The sequence below is a fragment of the Kocuria sp. WRN011 genome (assembly GCF_002295155.1).
Lineage (GTDB): Bacteria > Actinomycetota > Actinomycetes > Actinomycetales > Micrococcaceae > Kocuria > Kocuria carniphila.
In genome coordinates, this window is sequence record NZ_NSGI01000005.1 from 184,922 (window position 1) to 205,390 (window position 20,469).

22 protein-coding genes and 1 tRNA gene are annotated in these 20,469 nt (G+C 63.5%); 11 read left to right on the forward strand and 12 right to left on the reverse strand.

The features are described from left to right. Positions 1-32: 32 nt before the first annotated feature. Positions 33-812 carry a phosphate ABC transporter ATP-binding protein PstB gene (gene pstB, locus CKW39_RS08595; protein WP_095797718.1) on the forward strand — a complete coding sequence of 260 codons (780 nt, stop codon included), beginning with the start codon at positions 33-35 and terminating at the stop codon, positions 810-812. A 94-nt stretch (positions 813-906) separates the two neighbouring features. On the opposite strand, the gene CKW39_RS08600 is transcribed toward pstB, so the two are convergent. From CKW39_RS08600 to CKW39_RS08620, 5 genes are all read right to left on the reverse strand, one after another. Further along, positions 907-1,932, reverse strand: coding sequence for an inorganic phosphate transporter (locus tag CKW39_RS08600; RefSeq protein ID WP_095797719.1), 1,026 nt, complete (start codon positions 1,930-1,932; stop codon positions 907-909). A 6-nt stretch (positions 1,933-1,938) separates the two neighbouring features. After that, a complete protein-coding gene (locus CKW39_RS08605; protein WP_095797720.1) occupies positions 1,939-2,556 on the reverse strand; it encodes a DUF47 domain-containing protein in 618 nt (205 codons plus the stop codon). 258 nt (positions 2,557-2,814) lie between these two features. Further along, positions 2,815-3,435, reverse strand: coding sequence for a hypothetical protein (locus CKW39_RS08610; protein ID WP_095797721.1), 621 nt, complete (start codon positions 3,433-3,435; stop codon positions 2,815-2,817). A 22-nt stretch (positions 3,436-3,457) separates the two neighbouring features. After that, positions 3,458-5,299 carry a glutaminase A gene (glsA, locus tag CKW39_RS08615; RefSeq protein ID WP_095797722.1) on the reverse strand — a complete coding sequence of 614 codons (1,842 nt, stop codon included), beginning with the start codon at positions 5,297-5,299 and terminating at the stop codon, positions 3,458-3,460. Continuing rightward, positions 5,296-6,033 (reverse strand): ABC transporter permease, encoded by a 738-nt coding sequence (locus tag CKW39_RS08620; protein WP_095797723.1) that lies wholly within the window; start codon positions 6,031-6,033, stop codon positions 5,296-5,298. The genes glsA and CKW39_RS08620 overlap by 4 nt, the downstream gene beginning before the upstream one ends. 171 nt (positions 6,034-6,204) lie before the next feature. Here CKW39_RS08620 and CKW39_RS08625 point away from each other — a divergent pair. Further along, positions 6,205-6,277: transfer RNA gene (locus CKW39_RS08625), tRNA-Lys, on the forward strand. A 61-nt stretch (positions 6,278-6,338) separates the two neighbouring features. On the opposite strand, the gene CKW39_RS08630 is transcribed toward CKW39_RS08625, so the two are convergent. Further along, on the reverse strand, positions 6,339-7,472 hold the full coding sequence (locus tag CKW39_RS08630; protein ID WP_095797724.1) for a site-specific integrase: 1,134 nt from the start codon (positions 7,470-7,472) through the stop codon (positions 6,339-6,341). Then, positions 7,459-8,127 carry a helix-turn-helix domain-containing protein gene (locus tag CKW39_RS08635; RefSeq protein WP_095797725.1) on the reverse strand — a complete coding sequence of 223 codons (669 nt, stop codon included), beginning with the start codon at positions 8,125-8,127 and terminating at the stop codon, positions 7,459-7,461. The genes CKW39_RS08630 and CKW39_RS08635 overlap by 14 nt, the downstream gene beginning before the upstream one ends. 99 nt (positions 8,128-8,226) lie before the next feature. Here CKW39_RS08635 and CKW39_RS08640 point away from each other — a divergent pair, with 99 nt between their 5' ends. The 8 genes from CKW39_RS08640 to CKW39_RS08675 all read left to right on the forward strand — a co-directional run bounded on the left by CKW39_RS08640 (position 8,227) and on the right by CKW39_RS08675 (position 14,072). Beyond that, the gene (locus tag CKW39_RS08640; protein WP_095797726.1) at positions 8,227-8,421 is read left to right on the forward strand and encodes an AlpA family transcriptional regulator; all 195 of its coding nucleotides are present in this window, start codon (positions 8,227-8,229) and stop codon (positions 8,419-8,421) included. A gap of 173 nt (positions 8,422-8,594) precedes the next feature. Further along, positions 8,595-9,437: a bifunctional DNA primase/polymerase gene (locus CKW39_RS08645; RefSeq protein ID WP_158222924.1), complete on the forward strand. Its 843-nt coding sequence runs from the start codon at positions 8,595-8,597 to the stop codon at positions 9,435-9,437. Further along, the gene (locus CKW39_RS08650; RefSeq protein ID WP_095797728.1) at positions 9,434-10,603 is read left to right on the forward strand and encodes an AAA family ATPase; all 1,170 of its coding nucleotides are present in this window, start codon (positions 9,434-9,436) and stop codon (positions 10,601-10,603) included. The genes CKW39_RS08645 and CKW39_RS08650 overlap by 4 nt, the downstream gene beginning before the upstream one ends. A 344-nt stretch (positions 10,604-10,947) precedes the next feature. Further along, a complete protein-coding gene (locus CKW39_RS08655; RefSeq protein ID WP_095797729.1) occupies positions 10,948-11,244 on the forward strand; it encodes a WhiB family transcriptional regulator in 297 nt (98 codons plus the stop codon). Positions 11,245-11,284: 40 nt separating this feature from the next. Then, positions 11,285-11,617, forward strand: a complete 333-nt coding sequence (locus CKW39_RS08660) for a hypothetical protein (RefSeq protein ID WP_095797730.1) — start codon at positions 11,285-11,287, stop codon at positions 11,615-11,617. 270 nt (positions 11,618-11,887) lie between these two features. Then, positions 11,888-13,033 carry a phage major capsid protein gene (locus CKW39_RS08665; protein ID WP_158222925.1) on the forward strand — a complete coding sequence of 382 codons (1,146 nt, stop codon included), beginning with the start codon at positions 11,888-11,890 and terminating at the stop codon, positions 13,031-13,033. 373 nt (positions 13,034-13,406) lie between these two features. After that, positions 13,407-13,799 (forward strand): hypothetical protein, encoded by a 393-nt coding sequence (locus tag CKW39_RS08670; RefSeq protein ID WP_143469960.1) that lies wholly within the window; start codon positions 13,407-13,409, stop codon positions 13,797-13,799. Between the two features lie 90 nt (positions 13,800-13,889). After that, on the forward strand, positions 13,890-14,072 hold the full coding sequence (locus CKW39_RS08675) for a hypothetical protein (RefSeq protein ID WP_095797733.1): 183 nt from the start codon (positions 13,890-13,892) through the stop codon (positions 14,070-14,072). A gap of 327 nt (positions 14,073-14,399) precedes the next feature. Here the strand turns inward: CKW39_RS08675 and CKW39_RS08680 are convergent, their stop codons facing one another. From CKW39_RS08680 to CKW39_RS08690, 3 genes are all read right to left on the reverse strand, one after another. Continuing rightward, entirely contained in the window at positions 14,400-14,738 is a 339-nt protein-coding gene (locus CKW39_RS08680) for a hypothetical protein (protein ID WP_216823169.1), read from the reverse strand. Between the two features lie 2 nt (positions 14,739-14,740). Then, on the reverse strand, positions 14,741-15,493 hold the full coding sequence (locus CKW39_RS08685; RefSeq protein ID WP_095797734.1) for a RelA/SpoT domain-containing protein: 753 nt from the start codon (positions 15,491-15,493) through the stop codon (positions 14,741-14,743). Positions 15,494-15,674: 181 nt separating this feature from the next. Beyond that, entirely contained in the window at positions 15,675-16,439 is a 765-nt protein-coding gene (locus CKW39_RS08690) for an NAD-dependent deacylase (protein WP_095797735.1), read from the reverse strand. Positions 16,440-16,549: 110 nt separating this feature from the next. Between CKW39_RS08690 and CKW39_RS08695 the strand changes: the two genes are divergently transcribed. Next, positions 16,550-17,728: a heparan-alpha-glucosaminide N-acetyltransferase domain-containing protein gene (locus CKW39_RS08695; RefSeq protein ID WP_158222926.1), complete on the forward strand. Its 1,179-nt coding sequence runs from the start codon at positions 16,550-16,552 to the stop codon at positions 17,726-17,728. Here the strand turns inward: CKW39_RS08695 and CKW39_RS08700 are convergent. Then, on the reverse strand, positions 17,723-18,697 hold the full coding sequence (locus CKW39_RS08700) for an MsnO8 family LLM class oxidoreductase (RefSeq protein ID WP_095797737.1): 975 nt from the start codon (positions 18,695-18,697) through the stop codon (positions 17,723-17,725). The two genes, CKW39_RS08695 and CKW39_RS08700, sit on opposite strands and share 6 nt — an antisense overlap. A gap of 56 nt (positions 18,698-18,753) precedes the next feature. Next, a complete protein-coding gene (gene pstS / locus CKW39_RS08705; protein WP_254049344.1) occupies positions 18,754-19,893 on the reverse strand; it encodes a phosphate ABC transporter substrate-binding protein PstS in 1,140 nt (379 codons plus the stop codon). Positions 19,894-20,469: the final 576 nt, after the last annotated feature.

The window sequence follows — 20,469 nt, forward strand, 5'->3', positions numbered from 1 at the left end:
CATCGAGTCACGAGTCCTAAGGAATCCACACCATGTCGAAACGAATCGACGTTGAAGACCTGAACGTTTACTACGGCGACTTCCTGGCCGTCGAGGACGTCAACATCAACATTGAAGCGCGGTCCGTGACCGCATTCATCGGCCCCTCCGGCTGCGGTAAGTCCACCTTCCTGCGCACGCTCAACCGCATGCACGAGGTCATCCCCGGCGCGTACGCCAAGGGGAAGGTGCTGCTTGACGGTGACGACCTGTACGGCAAGGGCGTGGACCCGGTCACGGTGCGTTCCATGATCGGTATGGTCTTCCAGCGCCCCAACCCGTTCCCCACCATGTCCATTCGCGACAACGTGCTGGCGGGTGTGAAGCTCAACAACAAGCGCATCTCTTCCAAGGCCGCGGATGAGCTGGTCGAATCCTCGCTGCGCGGTGCCAACCTCTGGAACGAGGTCAAGGACCGTCTGAACAAGCCGGGCTCGGGTCTGTCCGGTGGGCAGCAGCAGCGTCTGTGCATTGCGCGCGCCATTGCCGTGAAGCCGGACGTGATCCTCATGGATGAGCCCTGCTCCGCGCTGGACCCCATCTCCACTCTGGCCATCGAGGACCTCATCAACGAGCTCAAGACGGATTACACCGTGGTGATCGTGACGCACAACATGCAGCAGGCATCGCGCGTGTCAGACCGCACCGCGTTCTTCAACATCGAGGGCACCGGCAAGCCCGGCAAGCTCATCGAGTACGCCCCCACCACGGAGATCTTCAACAACCCGCAGAAGAAGGAGACCGAGGACTACGTCTCCGGCCGCTTCGGCTGATCGGTAGCGTTTCTCGCGCCTCCTGACTCACGACGACGCCGCCGCGCGCGCCGGTTCCCCACGCTGGGTCCGGCGAACGCGGCGGCGTCGTTGGCTAAGAAGCCAGCTGCAGAAGCGGCGAGGCGGCCAGGAACAAGATGATGGACACCAAGGCGCAGGCCGGGACCGTACCGGCCCAGGTCAGGAGCACCTGGACCAGGGTGCGGTGGTAGACGGTTCGGAAGCGCTGACCGGAACCCGCGCCGAGGATTGCGGCAGTGCTGGTCTGGGACGTGGACATGGGTAGCGGGACCAGGAAACCACCGACGAAGAGCAGCGTGCCCGCAACCGTTTGGGCCACGGCACCGCGGAGGGGGTCCAGGTTCACGACACGGGAGGAGAGGGTGTAGGCAATCCGCCAACCGCCCAGCAAGGTGCCCGCACCGAGGCACACTCCCACGAGCAGCGGGATCCACCACGGGATGTGAGAGATGGGGATGAACGTTCCGTAGCACATGAGCAGGACCACGAAAATCCAGATGGCCCGGCGGCCGTGCTGGATACCGTGGCCGAAGTGGATGGCGGCCGCCCCGGTTGCCTGGACCACGGCGGAACGGCTCTTCACCACCCCGGGTGCTTCATGTCGAACCAGGTATACGGCCAGGAAGACCAGCAGCTGCGCCAGAACGAAGGCGATGGCAGGCGCCACAACGATCGGCAGAGCAAGCCGCCAGATCGTGAAACTGTCGACGGCCAGGTCCTGAACCAATCCGACGGCGTGGGCACCCACCAGTGCGCCGATCACGCCACCGCTCATGGCTGCGGTGGACGAGGACGGCATGGCCCACCACCAGGTGAGCAGGTCCCAGGCCACCGCGGTGATCAGGGTGCAAATAATGACGACCGTTCCCACCATGCTGATGGGGATGGGAATGTCGAACGGGATCAACTGCGTGAGGACCAGACCAACGGTCAGCGCGCCGGCCAGGTTGAACACGGCGCCCATGCATACGGCTACCCGCGGGGTGAGGGCATTGAATCGGACGGGTAGGGCGTTCGCGTTGGAGGCGTCGTGAAAGCCGTTGACCACCGTGAATGCGACGGCCAGCACAAGGCCGACGACCAAGAGGATTTCTGCCATGGGCTATCAGGATTCCGCGACGAGTACTCGGCCGACCTCGGCGGACACGTGTGACAGCGCGCGGGCCGCGTCCAGGATACTTCCGGCGGCGTCCATGCGGCGTAGCGCATGGGGTGCCTTGTGCTTGTCCAGCAGCGCCGCACGGTAGGTGCGGTGGGTCCGTTCGGACTGGCGCGACAGGCGGATCATCTCGAACCAGTAATCGTCGAGTTCGTCCAGGGTGGCCAGCCGGCCCATGGCTTTCGTGGTCATCTCGGCCATCAGCCGGATGATGTTCAGCTGTTCCGTGGCGTAGGAGGTGGGGCGCCCGATCTGATAAAGCTCCTGGGTCTCGGCGCACGCCACCAAGGCTTCAACGGACTTCAAGATCCACTGGCCCAGGATGTACAGGTCCTGGCGGGGGATGGGCACCACGTACGAAGAGCGGGTCGTGGTCATCAGGGAGAAGTACAGGTTGGAGCACTCGTCCTCGGCGTCCAGGAGAGCTTGCAACGTTTCTTGGCGGCGCTCGTCGGTGGCGCTGATGTGTTCGGCCAACAGGTCTACGCATGTGGTGACGCACTGGGACATGTGAACCAGAAGTTCAATCACCCGTTCGTCTTCGGGGAAGATCCGAAAGGCCATGCGTGCGCCCATCCTTTATGTGTCATCCAAGTGAATTTTCGCCCTCACTGTACCCGTAGTAGGTGAACAGAACGGACGCACGGAGACATGGCTGGCACGTTGTCGGGCCCAAGGATCGCCGGTCAGAACGAGCCGGGAAGAAGGGGTGCCGGACCGGGAGCGCCTCTCGGCGGAAGGCCGCTCGTAGCGGCTAAATGATGGAGCCCGGGGCTGCCACGGCCCGACACCTGTCATCCATGCTAAACCCTGCGCGGGGGGCTAATCCAATGCCCCGATTCGCCAGGCCTTCGCGGCGGCGTCCAGTTCGTTGGCCGTGCGGGACAGCCTCGGAATCCGCTGGTCCGCGTGTCGGACGGCAAGGCTCGGGATGTCCTGGGTGCGTTCCTGGCCCAGCGCAATGACGCGACAGAAGGCAGCGAACCGCTCCAGAGCGACGTCGAAATCGCCGTTGAACGCACCGGACAAAATGGTGTCCGCGACCTGGCAAATTTCCTCGGCCCCGGGAAGGCCCGCCACCCCGGCCACCACATCCGAGACTTGCGCCGTGCCCTTGCCCGCCGCGAACCAGCGGCCCATGCGGTGCGGGTCCGTGCGGGCGGCCGCGCGCAGTGCGTACAACCGCCACAGGGCCCCGGGAAGCGAGACCGCCGGTGCCTGCGCCCAGAGCTCGGCGATGCCTTCCAGTCCCTGCTCGTCGGTGAGCTGAACCAAGCGCTGATGAACCTCTGGATCATCCGCCTCACGGCCCCGGGACACCAACGCGTGAGCGGCGAGGTGCGCGGCCTCCGAGACCCGCGCAGGATCCGTTCCGCCCTCGTGGGCGTCGAACTGCTCTGGCGAGAACTTCACGGGTGAATGGTGCTGGCGCGGTTCATTCATGCGCTCCAGCCTACGCCCGTGATCAGTCGGCGGTGTGGGTTTCCCCGGCCTGTTGCCGCCAGCGTTCCTCGATGCGGCGCATCGCGTGAGTGGAGACGGCGCGCCACCAACGCAGCGCGAGTTCGGGGTGTGTTTTTTCGATCTCGTCCACGGCCTCCGGGGGCAGCTTGCGGGCGATCACGTCCGTGAGGGTCGTGAAGCTGACCATGTGACGGGAATCCGTGCCCAGGGCCACCTCACCGAAACTCTTACCCGGACCGAGGACCTCCAACTCGACCCGTTCACCCGTGGGGGAGCGGCGGGTGATCTCCACGTTGCCGGAGACCACCATGTACACGCCCTCGAAACGCTGGCCGGCCCGGAGCACCGTGGTGCCGGCCGGCCATTCCACGCGAGTGGTCTTGGAGCGGATTTCTGCGACGTCGTCGTCGGAGAGCGAGCTGAGCAGGTCCGAATCCGTGGAATGGACCTTGTCCGGCATGCACTCCGGGCCGCCGAACTTCTCGAGAATCCGGTCCTCGGCCCAGGTCAGGGCCTCGGCACGGGTGGGAAACACCGTGACCGGGTGATCCAGGTCCTGGGTGTGCTCAGATCCCTTTTCGGCAATGATCGCCAGGTGGCGTTGCGCGTTCTCCAGCTGTTCGGAGGTGCGTCCCAGAAGTGGCATGACGTATCGGGCCAGGTCATCGACCTGCCTGATGTCAACTAGGACGTAGGTGCACTCCCGTGCGGCCTCGCGGATGGTCCGAATCGCAGTTTCGGCACCGGCGAAGCGCAAGTCACCCTGGAGCTCGACGATCCGCACGTCCTCGCCGTGTTCCTCGAGGACCTCGTTGGCCGCATCGTTGCGGCGCATCAACGACGGCGCCTCGGAGAGGTAGTACTCCGAACGCACCGTGGAGTGCCCGTTGCGTTCGGTGCGGGCGAAGTGCAGGTCCAGGTCCTGGGTCAGGCGTTCGCACGCTGCAACGCCACGCACGGAGTTGCCGTGCTGATCCAGTGGGGGTGAGAACACGGCTACGGCCAACTGCCCGGGCAGTACCGCGATGATCCCGCCGGCCACGCCGGATTTGGCGGGCAACCCGACCTTCAAGGCCCAGCGGCCGGCGTCGTCGTACATGCCGCACGTGTACATCACGGACAACACGTCGGAGACCACCTGGGTGTCGAGCACGCGTTCACCCGACAGGGGATTGACGCCGCCTGCCGCGAGCGTGGCACCCATCCGTGCGAGGTCGACACAGTTGAGCATGACCGAACACTGCGCGAAGTAGTCCTCCAGCGCATCGGTGGGGTCCCCCTCGATGATGTCGCGGGAGGACAACAACCAGCCGAGCGCGCGGTTGCGATCCCCGGAGCGGTGTTCCTGAGCGTGGATGGTCTTGTTGATGCGCAGTTGGCGACCGGCCAACCGGGAATACAGACGCAGGATGCGCTCACGCCGGGTGCCGTGGGCGGTGTTCTTGACCAGGGACGTTGCCGCGATCGCGCCGGCGTTGATCATGGGGTTCGCCGGACGGCCCGTTTCAGGCTGGAGGGAGATCTCATTGAACGCGTCACCGCTGGGCTCCACATCGATCTTCTCGAACACCCCGTCCATGCCGCGGTCCGTGAGTGCCTGTGCATAGGTGAAGGCCTTGGAGATCGACTGAATGCAGAATTCCTGCTTGGAGTCACCGGCCTGATAAATGGCGCCGTCCACGGTGGCCACTGCGATCCCGATCGGATGGGGATCGGCATTGGCCAGCGCGGGAATGGAGTCCTTGACGGCCCCGCCCTCAACCTCTCGAAGGTCCTCCACCACCCGTTGCAGGTACTCGGTGATGACGGAAGGGCCCAACTTGGTTTTGGGAACGGTGCTCATGAAGTACGTACCTCTTGCGGGACCACGGGCGAACCGGACAGCACACGGATCACCACGGACGAACAGATGGATTGGGTCAGCAGAATCCCCACGAGCACCACCAGTTGCAGCATGGCCGCTTGAGTGGGGGATGCGCCTCCCAACAAGGCTCCCACAAATGCGCCGGGAAGAGTGACCAAACCGGTCGCGCGGGTCTGGTCGATGTTGGGGATCAGGGATTCCTTCATCGATTCCTGAGCTACGGCCTGGTAAGCGATTCGAGAGGTGGCACCCAATGACAACCAGGCCTCGATCTCCCCGCGACGAGCCACCGTGGAGCGTTCGAAGTTCCGTCCGGTCAGGGTTGCCGCGCTCATCGTATTGCCGATCACGATGCCGGCCACCGCCACCACGTTGGCCACTTCCCACTCGACCAGGCGCATACCGAAGATCAAACCGATCGTGATCAGCGCTCCCACGAAGATGCCGGTGACCACGGCTTTCCTTGCGTCCGGGATCCCCTTCAACCTGGTGAACGAGGTCCACGAGGCGGTGGAGAGCATTAGTAGGACGAACGCCAGAACCAGCCACGGCAGGGCCAGTACTCCGCGCAGGATCAGGGCGATTACCGCCAGTTGCACGGCGGCCCGGATCACCGCCACGAGTGGCTGGACCCCGAGCCTGACACCGGCCTGCCGTTGTATCAGAATCGCCAACAGAGTCATGGCCAGCAGGCCCGCCGCGAACCACCACATGTTCTCCACGTGCCCAGGTTAGCCACGCCGCGAACCGCGCCGTCGCGGATGACGATCGAACCGAGCAGAGGTGCCAAGCAGTGCTTCGTGCGGTGGGTGCCGAAAGTGGAAAAGTGCTGAGCCTGCGGTAGAGTAGCGGTGCTCCGTTTCCGGTTCGCCGTTGCGGGGCACGCGCCTTTAGCTCAGTTGGTAGAGCAGTGGACTTTTAATCCATGGGTCGTGGGTTCGAGCCCCACAGGGCGCACGCACTGAAAGGCCCGTAGATCGCCGGAATACCGGGGTTTACGGGCCTTTTTCATGCCCACCTAGGCTGCGTCTGCCCACATTTTGCCCACACCTGAGGCTGAAACAGCCTGATCGAGAGCCGCACCCACGGCGTCCAAATCGTCGTCGAATAGGTCCGCGTACACGTCCAACGTCATGGCCGCAGAAGCGTGGCCCAACATGCGTTGAACCGCTTTCACGTTCGCCCCGGCCGAGACCGCGAGAGACGCCGCGGTGTGCCGCAGATCGTGCAACGTCATGTAGTCCAGCTCGGCGCGTTTGAGCGCGGACGTGAACCATGAGTGTTTGTTGCTCGTGAGCGCGGTCGCTGCTGGGCCTTTCAAGCTGGGCCGTTTGATGAACCCGCCCGTGCTGCTCGGAAACAGGATCTCATCCGGGCCTTTCCCTGCTGCTTGTTGGGCCACCAACGGGACCATGAACGCGGGCAGCGGCACCGAGCGGCGTTTGTGACTTTTCGGGGTGCCGACCTCCACACGTGAACCGACCTCGACGGCGTTACGTTCCACGTGCAGCCGGCGCCGGGTAAGGTCCGCGTCCTTCACTCGTAGGCCGGCCATTTCGCCCCACCGCAGCCCGGTGTACCCGAGCACGAGAATCAACGTCCGGTGGACCCCTGCAGCGTCCGCGAGAGAGTGGAGCTGCTCGTGCGAGAGGTAGATGTGTTCCTTGCGGCGTTTTCGTGGCAGTGGGACGCCCTCGGCCGGGTTCGACAAGATCCGCCGGTCACGCACAGCACCGGCGAGGATCGACAACAGCACACCGTGGGCACGCAGCACCGTTGTGGCCGATTTGCCCGCAGATAGCTCACTCACCCACGTCTCGACGTCGGAGAACCGCACCGCGGACACCAGGGTTTGACCCCAGCGCGGTTCAACGTGAATCCTCCACGCTGACTCGGTGGTGCGGAACGTGGACGGCTTGAGGTTGGTCCGGTTGTTTATCCAGACCGTGCCGAGCTCGCCGACGGTCACCCGTGAGTCTGCCGGGTCGATGTACTCGCCGCGGTCTTTCGAGACTTCCACGGTGCGAGCGAACCGTTCGGCGTCACGTTTCGTGGTGAACCCGCGTTTGTCTGTTTGCCGGCGGTCCGGTGTCCGGTAGCGCACCCGGTATCGCCGGCCGGATCTCGTTTCGTACGCCTCAATCGTCGCCATGACGATCCTTGATGTATTTGCCGAGTTCGGCAATAAGCGAGCGGGTGACGTGGCCTCGAGCTTGAGGTGTGCTATCCGCGCTCACGAGTGAGTCACGCCGTTCCGTCAGCGATTGGCCCCACAATGATTGCGCTGCGAGGTCGACCACCAGCCGGGGGACGTCGAGTGATTTCGCGGCCTTGTCCTCGGCTGCTCCGGTGGTTGCCTCGCTACCGCGCTCTAGTAGCTCCCAATCATCGAGCCCGAGGTAATCGAACGCCTGATTGACGTGGTCCAGTCGCGCGAAATGGCGTTCCCGTGCATCGTGGCGGTTCTTGCCGTTCGGGTAGATGTTCACCTGCCCACCAGACAGCGCACGGTGAAGATCCTCCCCAGGGATATGGAACGTGTCTGTGACCTCCACGGAATCTGCGCCGGCGAGCAGATCCGCCAGTGCCACCCCTGGCCCGTCATTGAGCACCTGGGCCAGTACCAGCATCTCGGCGAGGCTGACGGGTTTGCGCCCGTTCTCAAGGTCCGACACCCGCGAGGTGGCCCAATTCAGGCCGCGTTTACGAGCTCGCCGGCCGAGTTCCTCCGCCGTCATGCCCTGCGCCTTGCGCAGTTGTTGAACGTTCCGGCCAATCACGGCACGCATCGGTTCGGGTTGATCCATGACCTCAGGGTACAGGAAATCTAGTCGCTTGACATTAGACAGAATTGCAGTCCATGCTTGAAGCACACAGAAATTTATAACCCTGAAAGGTTGAAACCAATGACCGACAAGCTCCTGACCCCCACGGAACTGGCCGAGTACCTCCACACCACGGTAGGCAACCTCGCGCAACTCCGATTCCAAGGCAGGGGACCGGCGTTCACCAAGGCCGGTCGCCGTGTCCTCTACCGCGAGTCCGACGTTCAAGCGTGGCTCGACGAGAACACACGCACTCAGACCGGCTCGGCCGCGTGACCCGGACCCGCCGCACCGCAAACAGAAAGAGCGGCGCAGGAAACCCGTAGGAACCTGCGCCGCTCTATCAACCAACCAGCCCGCGCCCCACACGCGGACAAAACACCAGTGAAAGCAGACCAGTGATGTATCAACAGTCTACCGCCCAAAACGACCGGGGTGGGGCCGGTTTCATGGGCCACAACCCGGCCCAGCAGCGCCTACTTATGGCCGCACGAGGCTGGCACCTGTTCCCGTTGGAACCGGGCAAGAAAACCCCCTATCCCGGCTCGCGCGGATACAAGGACGCCACCACCGAGCCCGCCAAACTGCTCAACTGGCCCGAGGGCGCCGGGGTGGGCATCGCAACCGGCGCGTCCAACCTCGTCGTGATCGACCTCGACTGCCACACGGCCGAGCCGACCAAACCCGAGCACCAGATCTGGACCGAACGCGGCTGCCTCGACGGCGCCGACGTGTTCACCTGGCAATGGCACGAACACACCATCGACGGTTCAAGCTGGGCACACACCTACGTGGTGCTCACGCCCTCCGGTGGCGGGCACCTGTACTACCGTGCACCGGCCCAGCAGATCCGCAACAGCGCCAGCGGGCGCCTCGGCTGGCAAGTGGACGTACGCGCCCAAGGCGGGTACGTCGTCGCACCCGGCACCACCCTCCCCGCTGGCACCTACACGCCGCTGTGGGAACCGGCAACGCTGCCCGTGCTGCCCGAATGGATCACCAACACACTCACCGCGCCCAAGGCCGCACCACAGCGGCCCGCCCGACGTGTGCTCGCGCTTCCGTCACGGGCCGGGAAACGCGTCAACGCCCTCGCCCACCAGGTAGCAACCGCAGCAGTGGGCCAACGCAACGACATGCTCAATTGGGCCGCGTACCAGCTCGCGAAAGACCGGGCACTCACCCAAGAGCACGCCCAAGTGCTGTTCGACGCCGCCAAAGCCGCAGGACTGGCCGAAGCCGAAGCGATCGCAACGATCCGCTCGGCGGGTAAGGAGCTGGCCGCATCATGAGCATCCACCCGGAACTCACTTACCTGCCGACCAACAACGAGGCGGACAGTAAGAGCCTGAACGACCCCGAAGCGTACACGAAGTACGTCGCCCAGCTCGCCAACGAATACCGAGCCCGCCGGGACGCTAAAGCCCTGCTCGCAGCCGCAGATACCCAAGACACAGCAGGCAGCATCGCCGACGGTGCCGCATTCATCCTCGACCAACCCGACAAGGTGCCCGCCAGGTGGGGCAACTATGACGAGGTGCTATGGGGTAAGGGCGAAGCGCTGATGATCGTTGGCCCGCCCGGCGTCGGTAAAACCACCGTCATGGGGCAGCTCCTACGGGCTCTCATCGGCCTCGACCGCGCCGTGCTCGGCTACCACGTCGAACCCGTCCAACGAGTGCTCTACCTGGCAATGGACCGCCCGAAGCAGATCGGTCGTGCGCTATCCCGAAATTTCAAAGAACACGACCGTGCCGCGCTCGCCGAACACGTGGTGTTCCATCAAGGGCCACCGCCCGAGGATCTCGCCGCGAACACTGACGCGCTACTCAACATGGCAAGAGAACACCACGCCGATGTTGTGGTCGTGGACTCCCTCAAGGACGCCGCGATAGGACTGTCCGAAGACGCTGTAGGTGCCGGGTACAACCGGGCACGACAGAAAGTGCTCGCCGCCGGAATCGACATCGTTGAACTCCACCACCAGAAAAAAGCAGGGTCCAACGGCGGGAAACCCAACACCCTGGCCGACGTGTACGGCTCAACCTGGCTCACCTCCGGTGCAGGTTCCGTCGTGCTGCTCTGGGGAGACGCAGGTGACCCCGTGGTGCGCCTATCCCACCTCATGCCCGTCATGGAACCCGTGGGCCCGTTCGACATCATCCACGACCACACGGCAGGACGGTCCACCGTAGACGGCGTGGTTGACCTTGTCGCCCTGGCCAGCGAAACACCGCAGGGAATGACGGTGGGCATGGCTGCCGAGAGACTATTCGAGGCCGACAAGCCAACGAAAAATCAGCGGCAGAAAGCACGCCGCGAGATCGAAAAACTCGTGGAGTCCGGGCACCTGGTCGTCGCCGCTGCCATGAAGAACAACCGCGGGCAGGACGTATCCACCTACCGACCGGGCAAGGGGCACGTCCGACAAGGACTGTTCGCGGTGACCCATGAGTAGGCCGGAATCAAGGGCACGAATCAAGGGCACGCGGCCAAAAACGCCAAGGGCACGAATCAAGGGCACGGACCAGGCCAGCCGCGTGCCCTTCCCCCAAAAAACCCCGGAAACACGCGGAATCAAGGGCACGAATCAAGGGCACGGACCATGCCCGCGGACGAGCACGCTAAGAGCACGATTTCCCCCCTCCCTAAAGAGGGGGAAACGTGCCGTTGACTCAGAAACAAAAAACGCCACCACCCCGGTGGCACAACGAAAGGAACAACCAATGATCCCGAACATGCAAACCTCGCTCGTGGCCCAGCATCAGATGAACGACGACGACGAGGGGCAGGTGTTGAGCGATGGTTCGGCCCGTTTCATCTAAGCGTGCACGGCTGGCCTACGAGCAGTTCATGCGCCACCTCGCCGGTTACCTGGACCGTCCCGAGCAGATCCCCTGCCTAGGCCGGAACCGCGGCGACTGGACCAACGACCAGGACCAGCACGCGATCGCCCGAGCCGTGGCCGGGTGCCGCACCTGCCCGCTGCTGACCGAGTGCCGACAGTACGCGAAAGCATCCCTCGAACCGGCCGGTGTGTGGGGTGGAGTCCCTGCCCACGTTCGCCGGCCGATTGTCGCCAAGCTCGACGCAGCCTGACCCGCCCAACAACCCAACCAGAAAGTTAGGAACCCTAATCATGACTATCCACACCGGACCGAACGAAGATCCGAAGTACCCGCCGTACCACCCGACGTTGGTCGCCCACCGTGACGCGTACAAGCTCGCGCGGGCACACCTGACCCGAGATCAGGAAGCAATTACGGCAATCCTGTCTCACCCGACCTACACGAACGACCCCGACGCCACCGCGCGGCTCATCCTCGCACTGACCCGGCACCTGGCCGACGCGCTCACCAGCCTCGGCATGGACAACGCCGCGGACCCGGTGAACCTGCTGGATCTCGCCCTGACCGAGATTGATATGGTCCCGTTCCGCACCGACCTCGACGCACCCGGTGAGGACGGCTGAAACCCGTATACTGGAACCACACCTTTTAGGTGCGTCGAGAAACGTGTGCGAGCTCCGAACGAGAACACTCAGCCTGAATCACTGAGAGTTAAGTTCGGGGCTCGCGCTCACTCGACAAGGCAGCCAGGGCGCCGCCGGCACGCTCCGCAACGAGGGCCACACACGGTCAAGTTGCGTCGAGCAGGGCCCGCGAGCACAAGCCCCCGCTAGTCCAATCACAGAAACCCCGTGGCCACGCTCATGGCCACGCTCAAGATTGGATCAGAAACAATGCGCACAACGCAGCAAATCCTCCCCGAACTCCGCTCGCTCTACGCCGTCGTCAAGGCCGGTAACGCGACCGAGGCGCAGGTGAACAAGCTCCGCGAACTCACCACCGAAGCTCAGGCCGCGAAAGCAGCCGAAGCGACCGAGGGTGACCGTATGCTCGCCGCGCTCGCCAAGGGCGCCGCACCCGGTTTCGACGCCAGTGACCACCAAAGCGCCTACCAGCCCGAAGCGAAACGGCTCACCCGTGTCGGGCTGACACGCACCGCCCGCACCCTGGCCGAGAACCTCAAGCACGGCGCCCAGGAACAAAAGGCAGCCGTGTCGATGGGCCAGTACACGGCACCCATCCAGCTCACCGAACCCGCCACCATGGGCGCACCCCCGCAGGGATTCATCGAAGCACTCGGAACCACCGTGTTCGACGATAAGTTCTTCTCATTCCTGCGACAGACCACCCGCGAACTCAACGCCGGTGTGGTCCCCGAGGGCCAGCTCAAGCCCACCTCGAAGATCGGCCTGACCCGCGTGCAGGGCGAAACCCAGGTGCTCGCACACATCTCCGACCCTGTACCTGAACAGCTGCTCGGCGACGTGAGTTCTGTATCGACCGTGATCGGTTACGAGCTGCTCTACGGGCTGTACTCCGCACTGGAACGTCAGGTGCTCTACGGCACCGGCACCGGCGAACTCCACGGTGTGCTCACCCAGGAAGGCGTACAGCTCATCACCACCGGCGCACGCCCGGTAGACCGTATCCGCGCAGCCCTCACCCGGCTGCAGATGCAGGGATACACCGGCGGCATCGTCGCCCTGAACCCGGCCGATTGGGAAGCGATCGAGGTATCGACCAGCAACGGCAGCGGCGAGTACGTGCTCGGTGGTCCCGTGGACTCCGCAGCACAGAAACTGTGGGGCACCCAGGTTGTGCTCACCACCTCCATCAACGTTGGTGAGGCTGTCGTGTTGGACCCGTCGCAGTTAGGCATTGCGTCCACCGGCGGCATCAACCTCCACGTTGGTCAGCCCGGTGACACGTTCAGCCGCAACCAGGTGGTGTTCCGTTGCGAGGGCCGGTTCGAGACGATGCTCAAGCAGCCCGCCGCGGTCGTGCGAGTCACCCTCGGCGACGCCGCACCCGCAGCCTAACCAGCCGCAACCCGTGTGAGGCCAGTACCCGATAACCCAGGGTGCTGGCCTCACGCGTACCCGAGCCACGGGTGAGCCGCTGTGCGCCGTTCTCCCGCATCGGGGTAACCCGGTGGTGTTGGTGGTGGTCCGGGGTGCGGTAGGCCGGGAGCGTGCAGCCGGTAGCCGGGTGAGGGTAGGTGAGGGGTACTTGCTGACCCCTATGCCCCTCAAAATGTTCAGCGTCGATTCCGTGGCTGACTAGGGGCTCCGTGAGGCAGCCTCGCGCGAACCCCCCTCCCCTCGGGGGTGCTGAGAGCTCCCATGAATTTTGTGATGAATCGAATGATCGTGTTGGACACCCCCGCGCGGGGCAGAAGTGAGGTTGATTGTGATGGATGAGAAGAAACCGTATAACCAGTTACCGGTGCTGCCTGAGGCGGCATCATTGTCTGAGGCGTTGGAAATCGCGCTTGCGGCGATGCCGTGGCTTTCGCCGGCCGATGCTGGGACTGTGGAAATGGCCCGGACGTACGCGCGGACGTTGGACGCGGCGTTGAACTCACCCGATGCCATGGCCACGGACCCGCAGACCGCTATCAAGGCGTTGTACGCGGGCCCGCACTTGTCGAAGCTGCTCGAGCAGTTGGGCGGCACCCCGGCCGCTCGTGGTGAGTTCGGTAAGGGCTCGGGGGTGGTGGTCGATCCGGTGGAACAGACCATGAGCGAGTTGGAAGCTAAGGCTGAGGAACGGCGTACTCGCTCGAGCCGCAGCGGAAAAAGCTGAGCAGTCCGCGCCAACCCATGGGCCTAGTGGTAATTGTCGTGCCACGGTAGTTTGAACATACCCATCCCCCCCACGAAAAGAGGCCGAATCATGGCGAAAGATATTTCCGGACAGATTGACTATCTCCGCGAGATCGCGGGCGAGTATAAGAACCTCACGGGTAACAGCCCTGTGCCGAGCGCAACGCAGTTTTACCAGCGTTTCGGGCACAGTTTGGACGCGATTGCTGACGCGTTGGCTGACCTATCCCGCGACGACAAGGGCGAGAACTAAGAGTGTGATGTTGTGGGCACCGAGGAGTGATCTCGGTGCCCACATTTTGCCCACACTTGCCCACGAGACACCCTGATTTTTCGTGATGTTGGCTCACTGAAAACCCTGTGTTTCCGGGGTTTGAGGCCCGGACTAGCTGTTGTGCGAGAGTTCGAGCCCCACAGGGCGCACCTCAGGCGCAAGGCCCGAACCTTTATCGCACTGTTTTCATTGCTTGAGGTTCGGGCCTTTCTCATGCGCGACCAGGGTGCTCGCGCGAATTTTCAGCCCATGTTTATGGGTGGAACCTTGCACGAACGACATGCCTATTACACTCGGATCAGAGCGTCAATAAGAAATCCCCATCCACAGGTGCGGATGGGGACTTCCTGATCTTCGAAGAAGACTTGGAAACGTAGCTAGAAGCTCAGGGCCATAGCTTTTTTTCATGAGAGATTGAGAGGCGCCTTCAAAATAGTTGGCATGAGTAAATTTGATGGTCTCCAACGAGTCAGAGCCCACCAAAACCACATCAATCTGCGTCTCGTCCTGGTGCTGTTGCTCCATCGCGGAGTACGCAGTGGTTGCTCTCGCCACGTCAGAACCAAAGTCTTCTTGGTGCACCAACTTGCCGTGGGCATGGTCAAACACCAGCAAGAAGTGGCGAATGGGCTGCGCCTTAGCCATAGCTAGATCCTTTCATCGAGGGGCAACTCCTGCTGCACCCCCTGGGCGGCACGAAGAACATGCATAGACCTCCGTGCCTCACTTAGAGTCTCACTGTACCTTTTTTGAAGATCATGTGGTATGGGCTTCTTCATATCGGTCAAGAAGTAGATATCTGCCACTACGGCGAGGAACTCCTGGACTGGATGATCACCATCCTGCTTGAAGTTGCGTCCCAAATCTTTGGAGAACCCCTCTGAAGTCTCGGCCCACTCATGCATGGATTGAGTCCTTAACTGCACCTCAACGGGCAGCCCACTGGGTTGCGTCTTAAGGACTATATGTACTGCCCTGTACCCCGAGATGCGGGGGATTTCCACGTAGTCAAGTACACGGAGTATTTGACTCTGGCGGCGATCCTTGATCGAAGCCTCGAACAGCCTAGGAGATTCTAGGTCATCAAGGACTACGCGGCAGCCACCGATGTCGTGCATCGTGAGGAGATTAAGCGTCGTCTCCCGCGCAGTGAGTTTCTCAATGATTGTGGGAACCTTCTTGAGTCTCTGAGACACCTTCACGGGCAGGCCAACATCCCGGGCATAGCGCCGCAACCAGTTGTTGACGTTCACAGTCGGAGAGCTGAAACATGCGCGGTACTGCTCCACTACTCGAAGAGCAAGCTCGTAATCGTGGTGGGGCAAATCTCCACGATGATAGGCGCGAATCCTGGAACCAGCTTTCTTCACTTGCTTGCGCGTGGGTAGCTGGTTCTGCATGTCCCAAGAGTAACCCGCAACGTCCTCGGAATTGTTGGGGGTGACCAAGCCCCCGCCGCACTGCAATGAGCGGTTGGAGCGCTGATGGTTTGACGCGGTGCGATGCGGGACTGGGCAAGTGTAATTTTGATGCGCCGAGCCGTGGATCTTGCGCCAATGTCGCGATAACCAGACCCATTCTTTACCCTAGGGCACTCACCAGCGCGGGTAGCGCCTGACCGGCCGTGGCACGCCAGGTGTGGTCCGCGCTGGCCGACACCTCCGAGACCCGGGGGTTGATTTCAACAACGGGCACACCGCGTGCACCGGCGAAGTCCGGGATGCTCGCGGCGGGGTACACCAGGCCCGAGGTGCCCACGACCAGCACGAGATCCGCTTCTTGCGCGGCCTCGACAGAGTCCTGGAACGCCCTCTCCGGCAGGGCCTCGCCAAACCACACGACACCGGGGCGGACCAGTCCACCACACTGATGGCATGCGGGTGGGTCGAGCTGAGCCACGGGTTCCGTAATGGGCGGATAACCGGTGTCGGCGGGGGCACCGCAACCGGCGCAGCGCAGGGCGAAGAGGTCGCCGTGGACGTGGGCGAGAACCGTAGCGCCCGCCCGTTCATGCAGGGCGTCCACATTCTGGGTGGAAATTCGCAGATCGATACCGGGGCGAGCCTGCCATTGCGCAAGTGCCAGGTGACCGGGGTGCGGCTCGGTGCCGCGCACGAGGGACGCGCGCCACGCGTACCAGGCCCAACACTGGGCGGGGTCTTCCTCCCAGGCCTCCGGGGTGGCGAGTTCCACCGGGTCAAAACGCTCCCACAGTCCGGTCTGGGCATCGCGGAAGGTCGGAACACCGGACTCGACGGACATCCCTGCTCCGGTCAGAACCGTCACCCGCCGTGCCGAGCGGGCGAGGTCGAGGATTTCTGGGGGTACCCGATCGGAGGAAGGCATGCTCCTCAGGCTAGATCATGACCTCATTGCGACCCATGCAGCAGTATGTGATCCTCCCGGTGCGCCATGATGGATGTATGCCACCGTCCGCAGCATCGCCGCCACGCAGCATGTCACAGCGCGTGAAGCAGAACGTGGCCCGGTTGGAATCTCCGGGTCGGATCCCCGGCATCGATCTGGCCCGTGGCTTGGCGATCCTGGGCATGTACGTGGCTCACCTCACTGTGGTTACATCCCTGGAATGGTCCCGACCGCAGACCTGGCTCGGGGTGGTCGAGGGCAGGTCCGCCATTCTGTTCGCAACCCTCGCCGGTGTGTCCTTGGGGCTCATGGGCTCCAGGATGCGGGCGCAAGCCGGCGAACACGATGCGGCGCGCGCCCAACGCAAGCCCATCATGATCCGCGCGGTACTCATCTGGACCCTCGGGCTGCTTCTGCTCAGCCTTGACATCCCTGTGTTCGTGGTGCTTCCGGCCTACGGTCTCCTCTTGATGATCGGCGCGTTCCTGGTCACATGGTCCGGGCGGGCACTCGCCATCACGGCGGCGCTCACGGCGGCTGTCGCGCCATTTGTCGTCGCGTTGATCGACAGCGGGGGCCAACCCGAACGGGGAAGTGCTGCGGAACTCGTCTCCGACGTGCTCGGGTGGAATTACCCCTTTGTGGTGTGGCTGGCGTTCGTGGCCGCGGGGATCATCGCGGGGCGGGTGATCCGCCGCGGAATCGGCCCCACGGTGTTGTTGCTCGTGTCCGGGGTGGCACTCTCGGTGCTCGGTTACGCGGTGCTCGGCCCGGTAGGCAACCAGGTGATTGCTCGCTATGGGGCGGATCTCCCGGCCGGCTCGACCTTCTGGGCACTGTCGGTTTTTCGCGACGACCCCCACTCGAACGGGGTGGGGGAGGCGTTCGGCTCGGGAGGTTTCGCTCTTGCGGTCCTCGCGGTGTCCGTTCTCGCCGCGACGACGTCGCTGCGCTGGCTTCTGTGGCCGGTACGGGTCATCGGGTCCATGCCTTTGACGGCATACACGGCGCACCTGCTCGTCTGGGGCATCTGGATCATGGTCACACCGGGAGTGGGTTCCGACATCCACCGGTTGCATGGATTCCTGGCGCTCGATCCGTTCTGGCCGATCACCCTGGGAGTCACGGCGGGCTGTATTGCCTGGACTTTGATCTGGGGGAAGGGTCCGATGGAGCAGCTCGTTCATGTGGTATCAACCGGGGCGGGGGAGCCCAGCGGGTTGGTTGATGGCAGCAGCCCCGCGCCGGGCAAGGAACGCGGACTATAGGGCAGCCACGGCACGAGCCAAACGGGCGTCCGAGTCGTACAGCGCGGCAACGTCAAAGGTGGACGCCGTGCTCATGATCTCGTCCGCACCGGTGCGCTCCAACAGGTCGCTGATCTCCCTCACGACCCGGTCCTCCGTCCCCGCGATGACGGTCGCTAGAGATTCGGCCACGTAGCGATCTTGCCGACCCGTGCGCTGGGTGGGGAGCGACGTCGTCGGCAGGAGCGGCGGGAAGGACCCGGTGAGGCGAGATTGGGCCATGGCCCAGGCTTCCGGCACAGCGAGTGCGCGAGCTTCCGAGGACGACTCGGCCACGAAGATTTCGGCGGAGACAATTAAATACGGCTCGGCCTGTTGGGAGCTGGGGCGGAACTCGGAGCGGTACGCGTCGAAGGCCTCCGGGCCTGACCTGAGCAATGGCCCACCGACCACTGCGGGCAGACCCAGCTCCGCTGCGATCTGCAGCCCGGTGCCGGTGCCCAGCACGAAGATTGGGATATGGCCGGTGTCGGCCGGGCGAATCGTGATGTTGCCCGCACCCGTCAAGTACTCACGGACCTCCTCGATGGCCGCCGCGAATTCTCGCGGCCGAGCCTGCAACGCGCCGAGTGCTTCGCGCACGGGTTTGGTGAGGCCCAGGGAGCGACCGAGCCCCAGATCGAAGCGCTCGCCGTGCAGGGCTGTGAGTACCGCGAATTCCTCGGCGACCAGGATCGGGCGGTGGTTGGGCAGCATTACTCCGCCGGACCCCACACGAATTGTGCTGGTGGCGGCGGCAACCGCCTGGGCAAGTAAGGCCGGGGTCCCCGAGGCGACCCCGGGAACTCCGTGATGCTCGGACACCCAGAACCGCCGATACCCGGCCGCCTCTGCGCGCCGGGCTCGTTCCACCGTTTGGTGCAAAGCGGCGGAATCGGTGTGTCCCTGGCGGGTGCGGGACCGGTCGAGGAGCGAAAGTGGAATACCCATCACTCACAGAACACGGCCGCGTGGCCACTCATTCCGGGAACGCGGCATGGCGTGCACTACCGCAGCGTGATGGAGTCCAGAGCCTCCTGAGCCTCCCTGGTGAGGTTTTCGGGAAGGGGCGCGCTCTTGACCGAGTCCCCCGCCAGCTGTTGACCCTCGGGGCTGACCACGTAATGCCCGAAGGTCTTGATCAGCTCCAGAGTTTGGGGGTCACTGTAGCTCGTGCAGAACACGTGGTATGAGGCCAGGACCACGGGGTAAGCGCCCGGCACGTCGGGGGTGCGGTCGATTTCCAGAGCGATGTCGTGTTCGCCGGTACCTTCCACTCGGGAAGAGACTCCCACGGCCGTGGCTGCGGTTTCGGCGGTCACGGGCACGTACTCATCGCCTACCTTCACCCTTGCTTTGCCCAGGGATTCCCCCACGAGGGAGTCGTCCGCGTACGTGATGGCGCCCTCGGTCTGGTTCGTCACGGTGACCACACCGTTATTGCCCTGGGCGCGCTCGCTGGGAAGCGAATTGGGCCAGCCGCCGTCATGCTCATCGGTCCACACCTCGGGCGCGGCGGCCTCAAGGTAGTCGGTGAAATTCTCCGTGGTCCCGGAATCATCGGCGCGGGCGACCGGGGTGATCACGCCGTCAGGCAGGCTCACATCCGGGTTCTGATTCGCGATGGCAGGATCGTTCCACCGCGTGATCTCGTGTCGGAAAATCTTGGCGATCGTGGGCGCGTCCAAGTTCAATTCCCGAATACCCGGGAGGTTGAAGGCCACGCTGATGGGGGAGATGTAGACGGGAATGTTGATGGCCCCGCCCGGACCGCAGGTGTCCGTGACCTCGGTCTGCTCTTCCTCATCCAAGTACGCGTCCGACCCCGCGAAGTCCGTGCCACCGCCCGCGAGCGCGGAGCGACCCGCGCCTGAACCGGCTGACAGGTACTGCACGTTGGCGTTGGGGTACTTGGATTCGAACCCGGTCCGCCACGTTTGCATGGCCGCGTTCTGAGCCGATGAACCAATGCCCGTGAGGATGCCCGACAGTGAGGTGTCACCCTGTTCGGCGGCCCTGCGTTGTTCCTCACCCAAGGGGTAGTCGGAACCGCAGCCGGTCAGTGCCATTCCGGCGGCCAGCGCCAGCGCTCCGATTTTTGCGTAACTCGCTGTCTTTCGAGGGGCGCCTGTTCGGCTCATCTTCATCTCCGCGACATGTTGAGGACAGAAGACCATGGTAAACACGCATGCGCCCAAGCCGCGCATCCCGGGCCCCTCCCCACGGGGCGCTCACGCTTGCGTAAGATTCCCTGGGCGGCGCGCAGGAGTGACTTTTTCTGTGGGTCTTTGGGGGGACGTAGGTGAAGTTGACGTGTCCCCTCTTTGCGCCACGGCGCACAGGGGGTTAGTAGGTGACACGTCCCCTACAGACCTCGAAACCCTGGTTGGCGAGTGCAAACGGGCACCCCAGGGTTGAGGACAGCACGTGTGATGCGGTTGAAATCGTGCTGGCAACCGAGCGGAAATCATGCTTACATACTGTTGTTACTTCAAGTACCGGGAAGCAATCAATGGTTCTGGCCAGGGGGGCCCGAACCTGTCCTTCCAAGTACGGTGAACGCGTCGAAACGCTGGGGGGCGTGAAAGCGCAATTATTCACCCGGGAGTAACGCATAGAAGTCATTGCGGGGGCTTTGGCTTCACCAGCGGATTGATCCGCACCGGCTCTGCCGGTGGACGCGCTCGCCGGGCTCGTGTTTCTTCGGGGGAAAAAACATGAGC

What these genes read in the sequence shown, in the direction of transcription:
- CKW39_RS08700 (WP_095797737.1), bottom strand. Translation starts at nt 18,697, where the DNA reads ATGGGTATTCCACTTTCGCTCCTCGACCGGTCCCGCACCCGCCAGGGA.
- CKW39_RS08655 (WP_095797729.1), top strand. Translation starts at nt 10,948, where the DNA reads ATGGTTCGGCCCGTTTCATCTAAGCGTGCACGGCTGGCCTACGAGCAG.
- CKW39_RS08640 (WP_095797726.1), top strand. Translation starts at nt 8,227, where the DNA reads ATGACCGACAAGCTCCTGACCCCCACGGAACTGGCCGAGTACCTCCAC.
- glsA (WP_095797722.1), bottom strand. Translation starts at nt 5,299, where the DNA reads ATGAGCACCGTTCCCAAAACCAAGTTGGGCCCTTCCGTCATCACCGAG.
- CKW39_RS08600 (WP_095797719.1), bottom strand. Translation starts at nt 1,932, where the DNA reads ATGGCAGAAATCCTCTTGGTCGTCGGCCTTGTGCTGGCCGTCGCATTC.
- CKW39_RS08620 (WP_095797723.1), bottom strand. Translation starts at nt 6,033, where the DNA reads ATGTGGTGGTTCGCGGCGGGCCTGCTGGCCATGACTCTGTTGGCGATT.
- CKW39_RS08635 (WP_095797725.1), bottom strand. Translation starts at nt 8,127, where the DNA reads ATGGATCAACCCGAACCGATGCGTGCCGTGATTGGCCGGAACGTTCAA.
- CKW39_RS08650 (WP_095797728.1), top strand. Translation starts at nt 9,434, where the DNA reads ATGAGCATCCACCCGGAACTCACTTACCTGCCGACCAACAACGAGGCG.
- CKW39_RS08610 (WP_095797721.1), bottom strand. Translation starts at nt 3,435, where the DNA reads ATGAATGAACCGCGCCAGCACCATTCACCCGTGAAGTTCTCGCCAGAG.
- CKW39_RS08670 (WP_143469960.1), top strand. Translation starts at nt 13,407, where the DNA reads ATGGATGAGAAGAAACCGTATAACCAGTTACCGGTGCTGCCTGAGGCG.
- CKW39_RS08680 (WP_216823169.1), bottom strand. Translation starts at nt 14,738, where the DNA reads ATGGCTAAGGCGCAGCCCATTCGCCACTTCTTGCTGGTGTTTGACCAT.
- CKW39_RS08665 (WP_158222925.1), top strand. Translation starts at nt 11,888, where the DNA reads ATGCGCACAACGCAGCAAATCCTCCCCGAACTCCGCTCGCTCTACGCC.
- CKW39_RS08675 (WP_095797733.1), top strand. Translation starts at nt 13,890, where the DNA reads ATGGCGAAAGATATTTCCGGACAGATTGACTATCTCCGCGAGATCGCG.
- pstS (WP_254049344.1), bottom strand. Translation starts at nt 19,893, where the DNA reads ATGAAGATGAGCCGAACAGGCGCCCCTCGAAAGACAGCGAGTTACGCA.
- CKW39_RS08605 (WP_095797720.1), bottom strand. Translation starts at nt 2,556, where the DNA reads ATGGCCTTTCGGATCTTCCCCGAAGACGAACGGGTGATTGAACTTCTG.
- CKW39_RS08690 (WP_095797735.1), bottom strand. Translation starts at nt 16,439, where the DNA reads ATGCCTTCCTCCGATCGGGTACCCCCAGAAATCCTCGACCTCGCCCGC.
- CKW39_RS08630 (WP_095797724.1), bottom strand. Translation starts at nt 7,472, where the DNA reads ATGGCGACGATTGAGGCGTACGAAACGAGATCCGGCCGGCGATACCGG.
- pstB (WP_095797718.1), top strand. Translation starts at nt 33, where the DNA reads ATGTCGAAACGAATCGACGTTGAAGACCTGAACGTTTACTACGGCGAC.
- CKW39_RS08645 (WP_158222924.1), top strand. Translation starts at nt 8,595, where the DNA reads ATGGGCCACAACCCGGCCCAGCAGCGCCTACTTATGGCCGCACGAGGC.
- CKW39_RS08685 (WP_095797734.1), bottom strand. Translation starts at nt 15,493, where the DNA reads ATGCAGAACCAGCTACCCACGCGCAAGCAAGTGAAGAAAGCTGGTTCC.
- CKW39_RS08695 (WP_158222926.1), top strand. Translation starts at nt 16,550, where the DNA reads ATGTCACAGCGCGTGAAGCAGAACGTGGCCCGGTTGGAATCTCCGGGT.
- CKW39_RS08660 (WP_095797730.1), top strand. Translation starts at nt 11,285, where the DNA reads ATGACTATCCACACCGGACCGAACGAAGATCCGAAGTACCCGCCGTAC.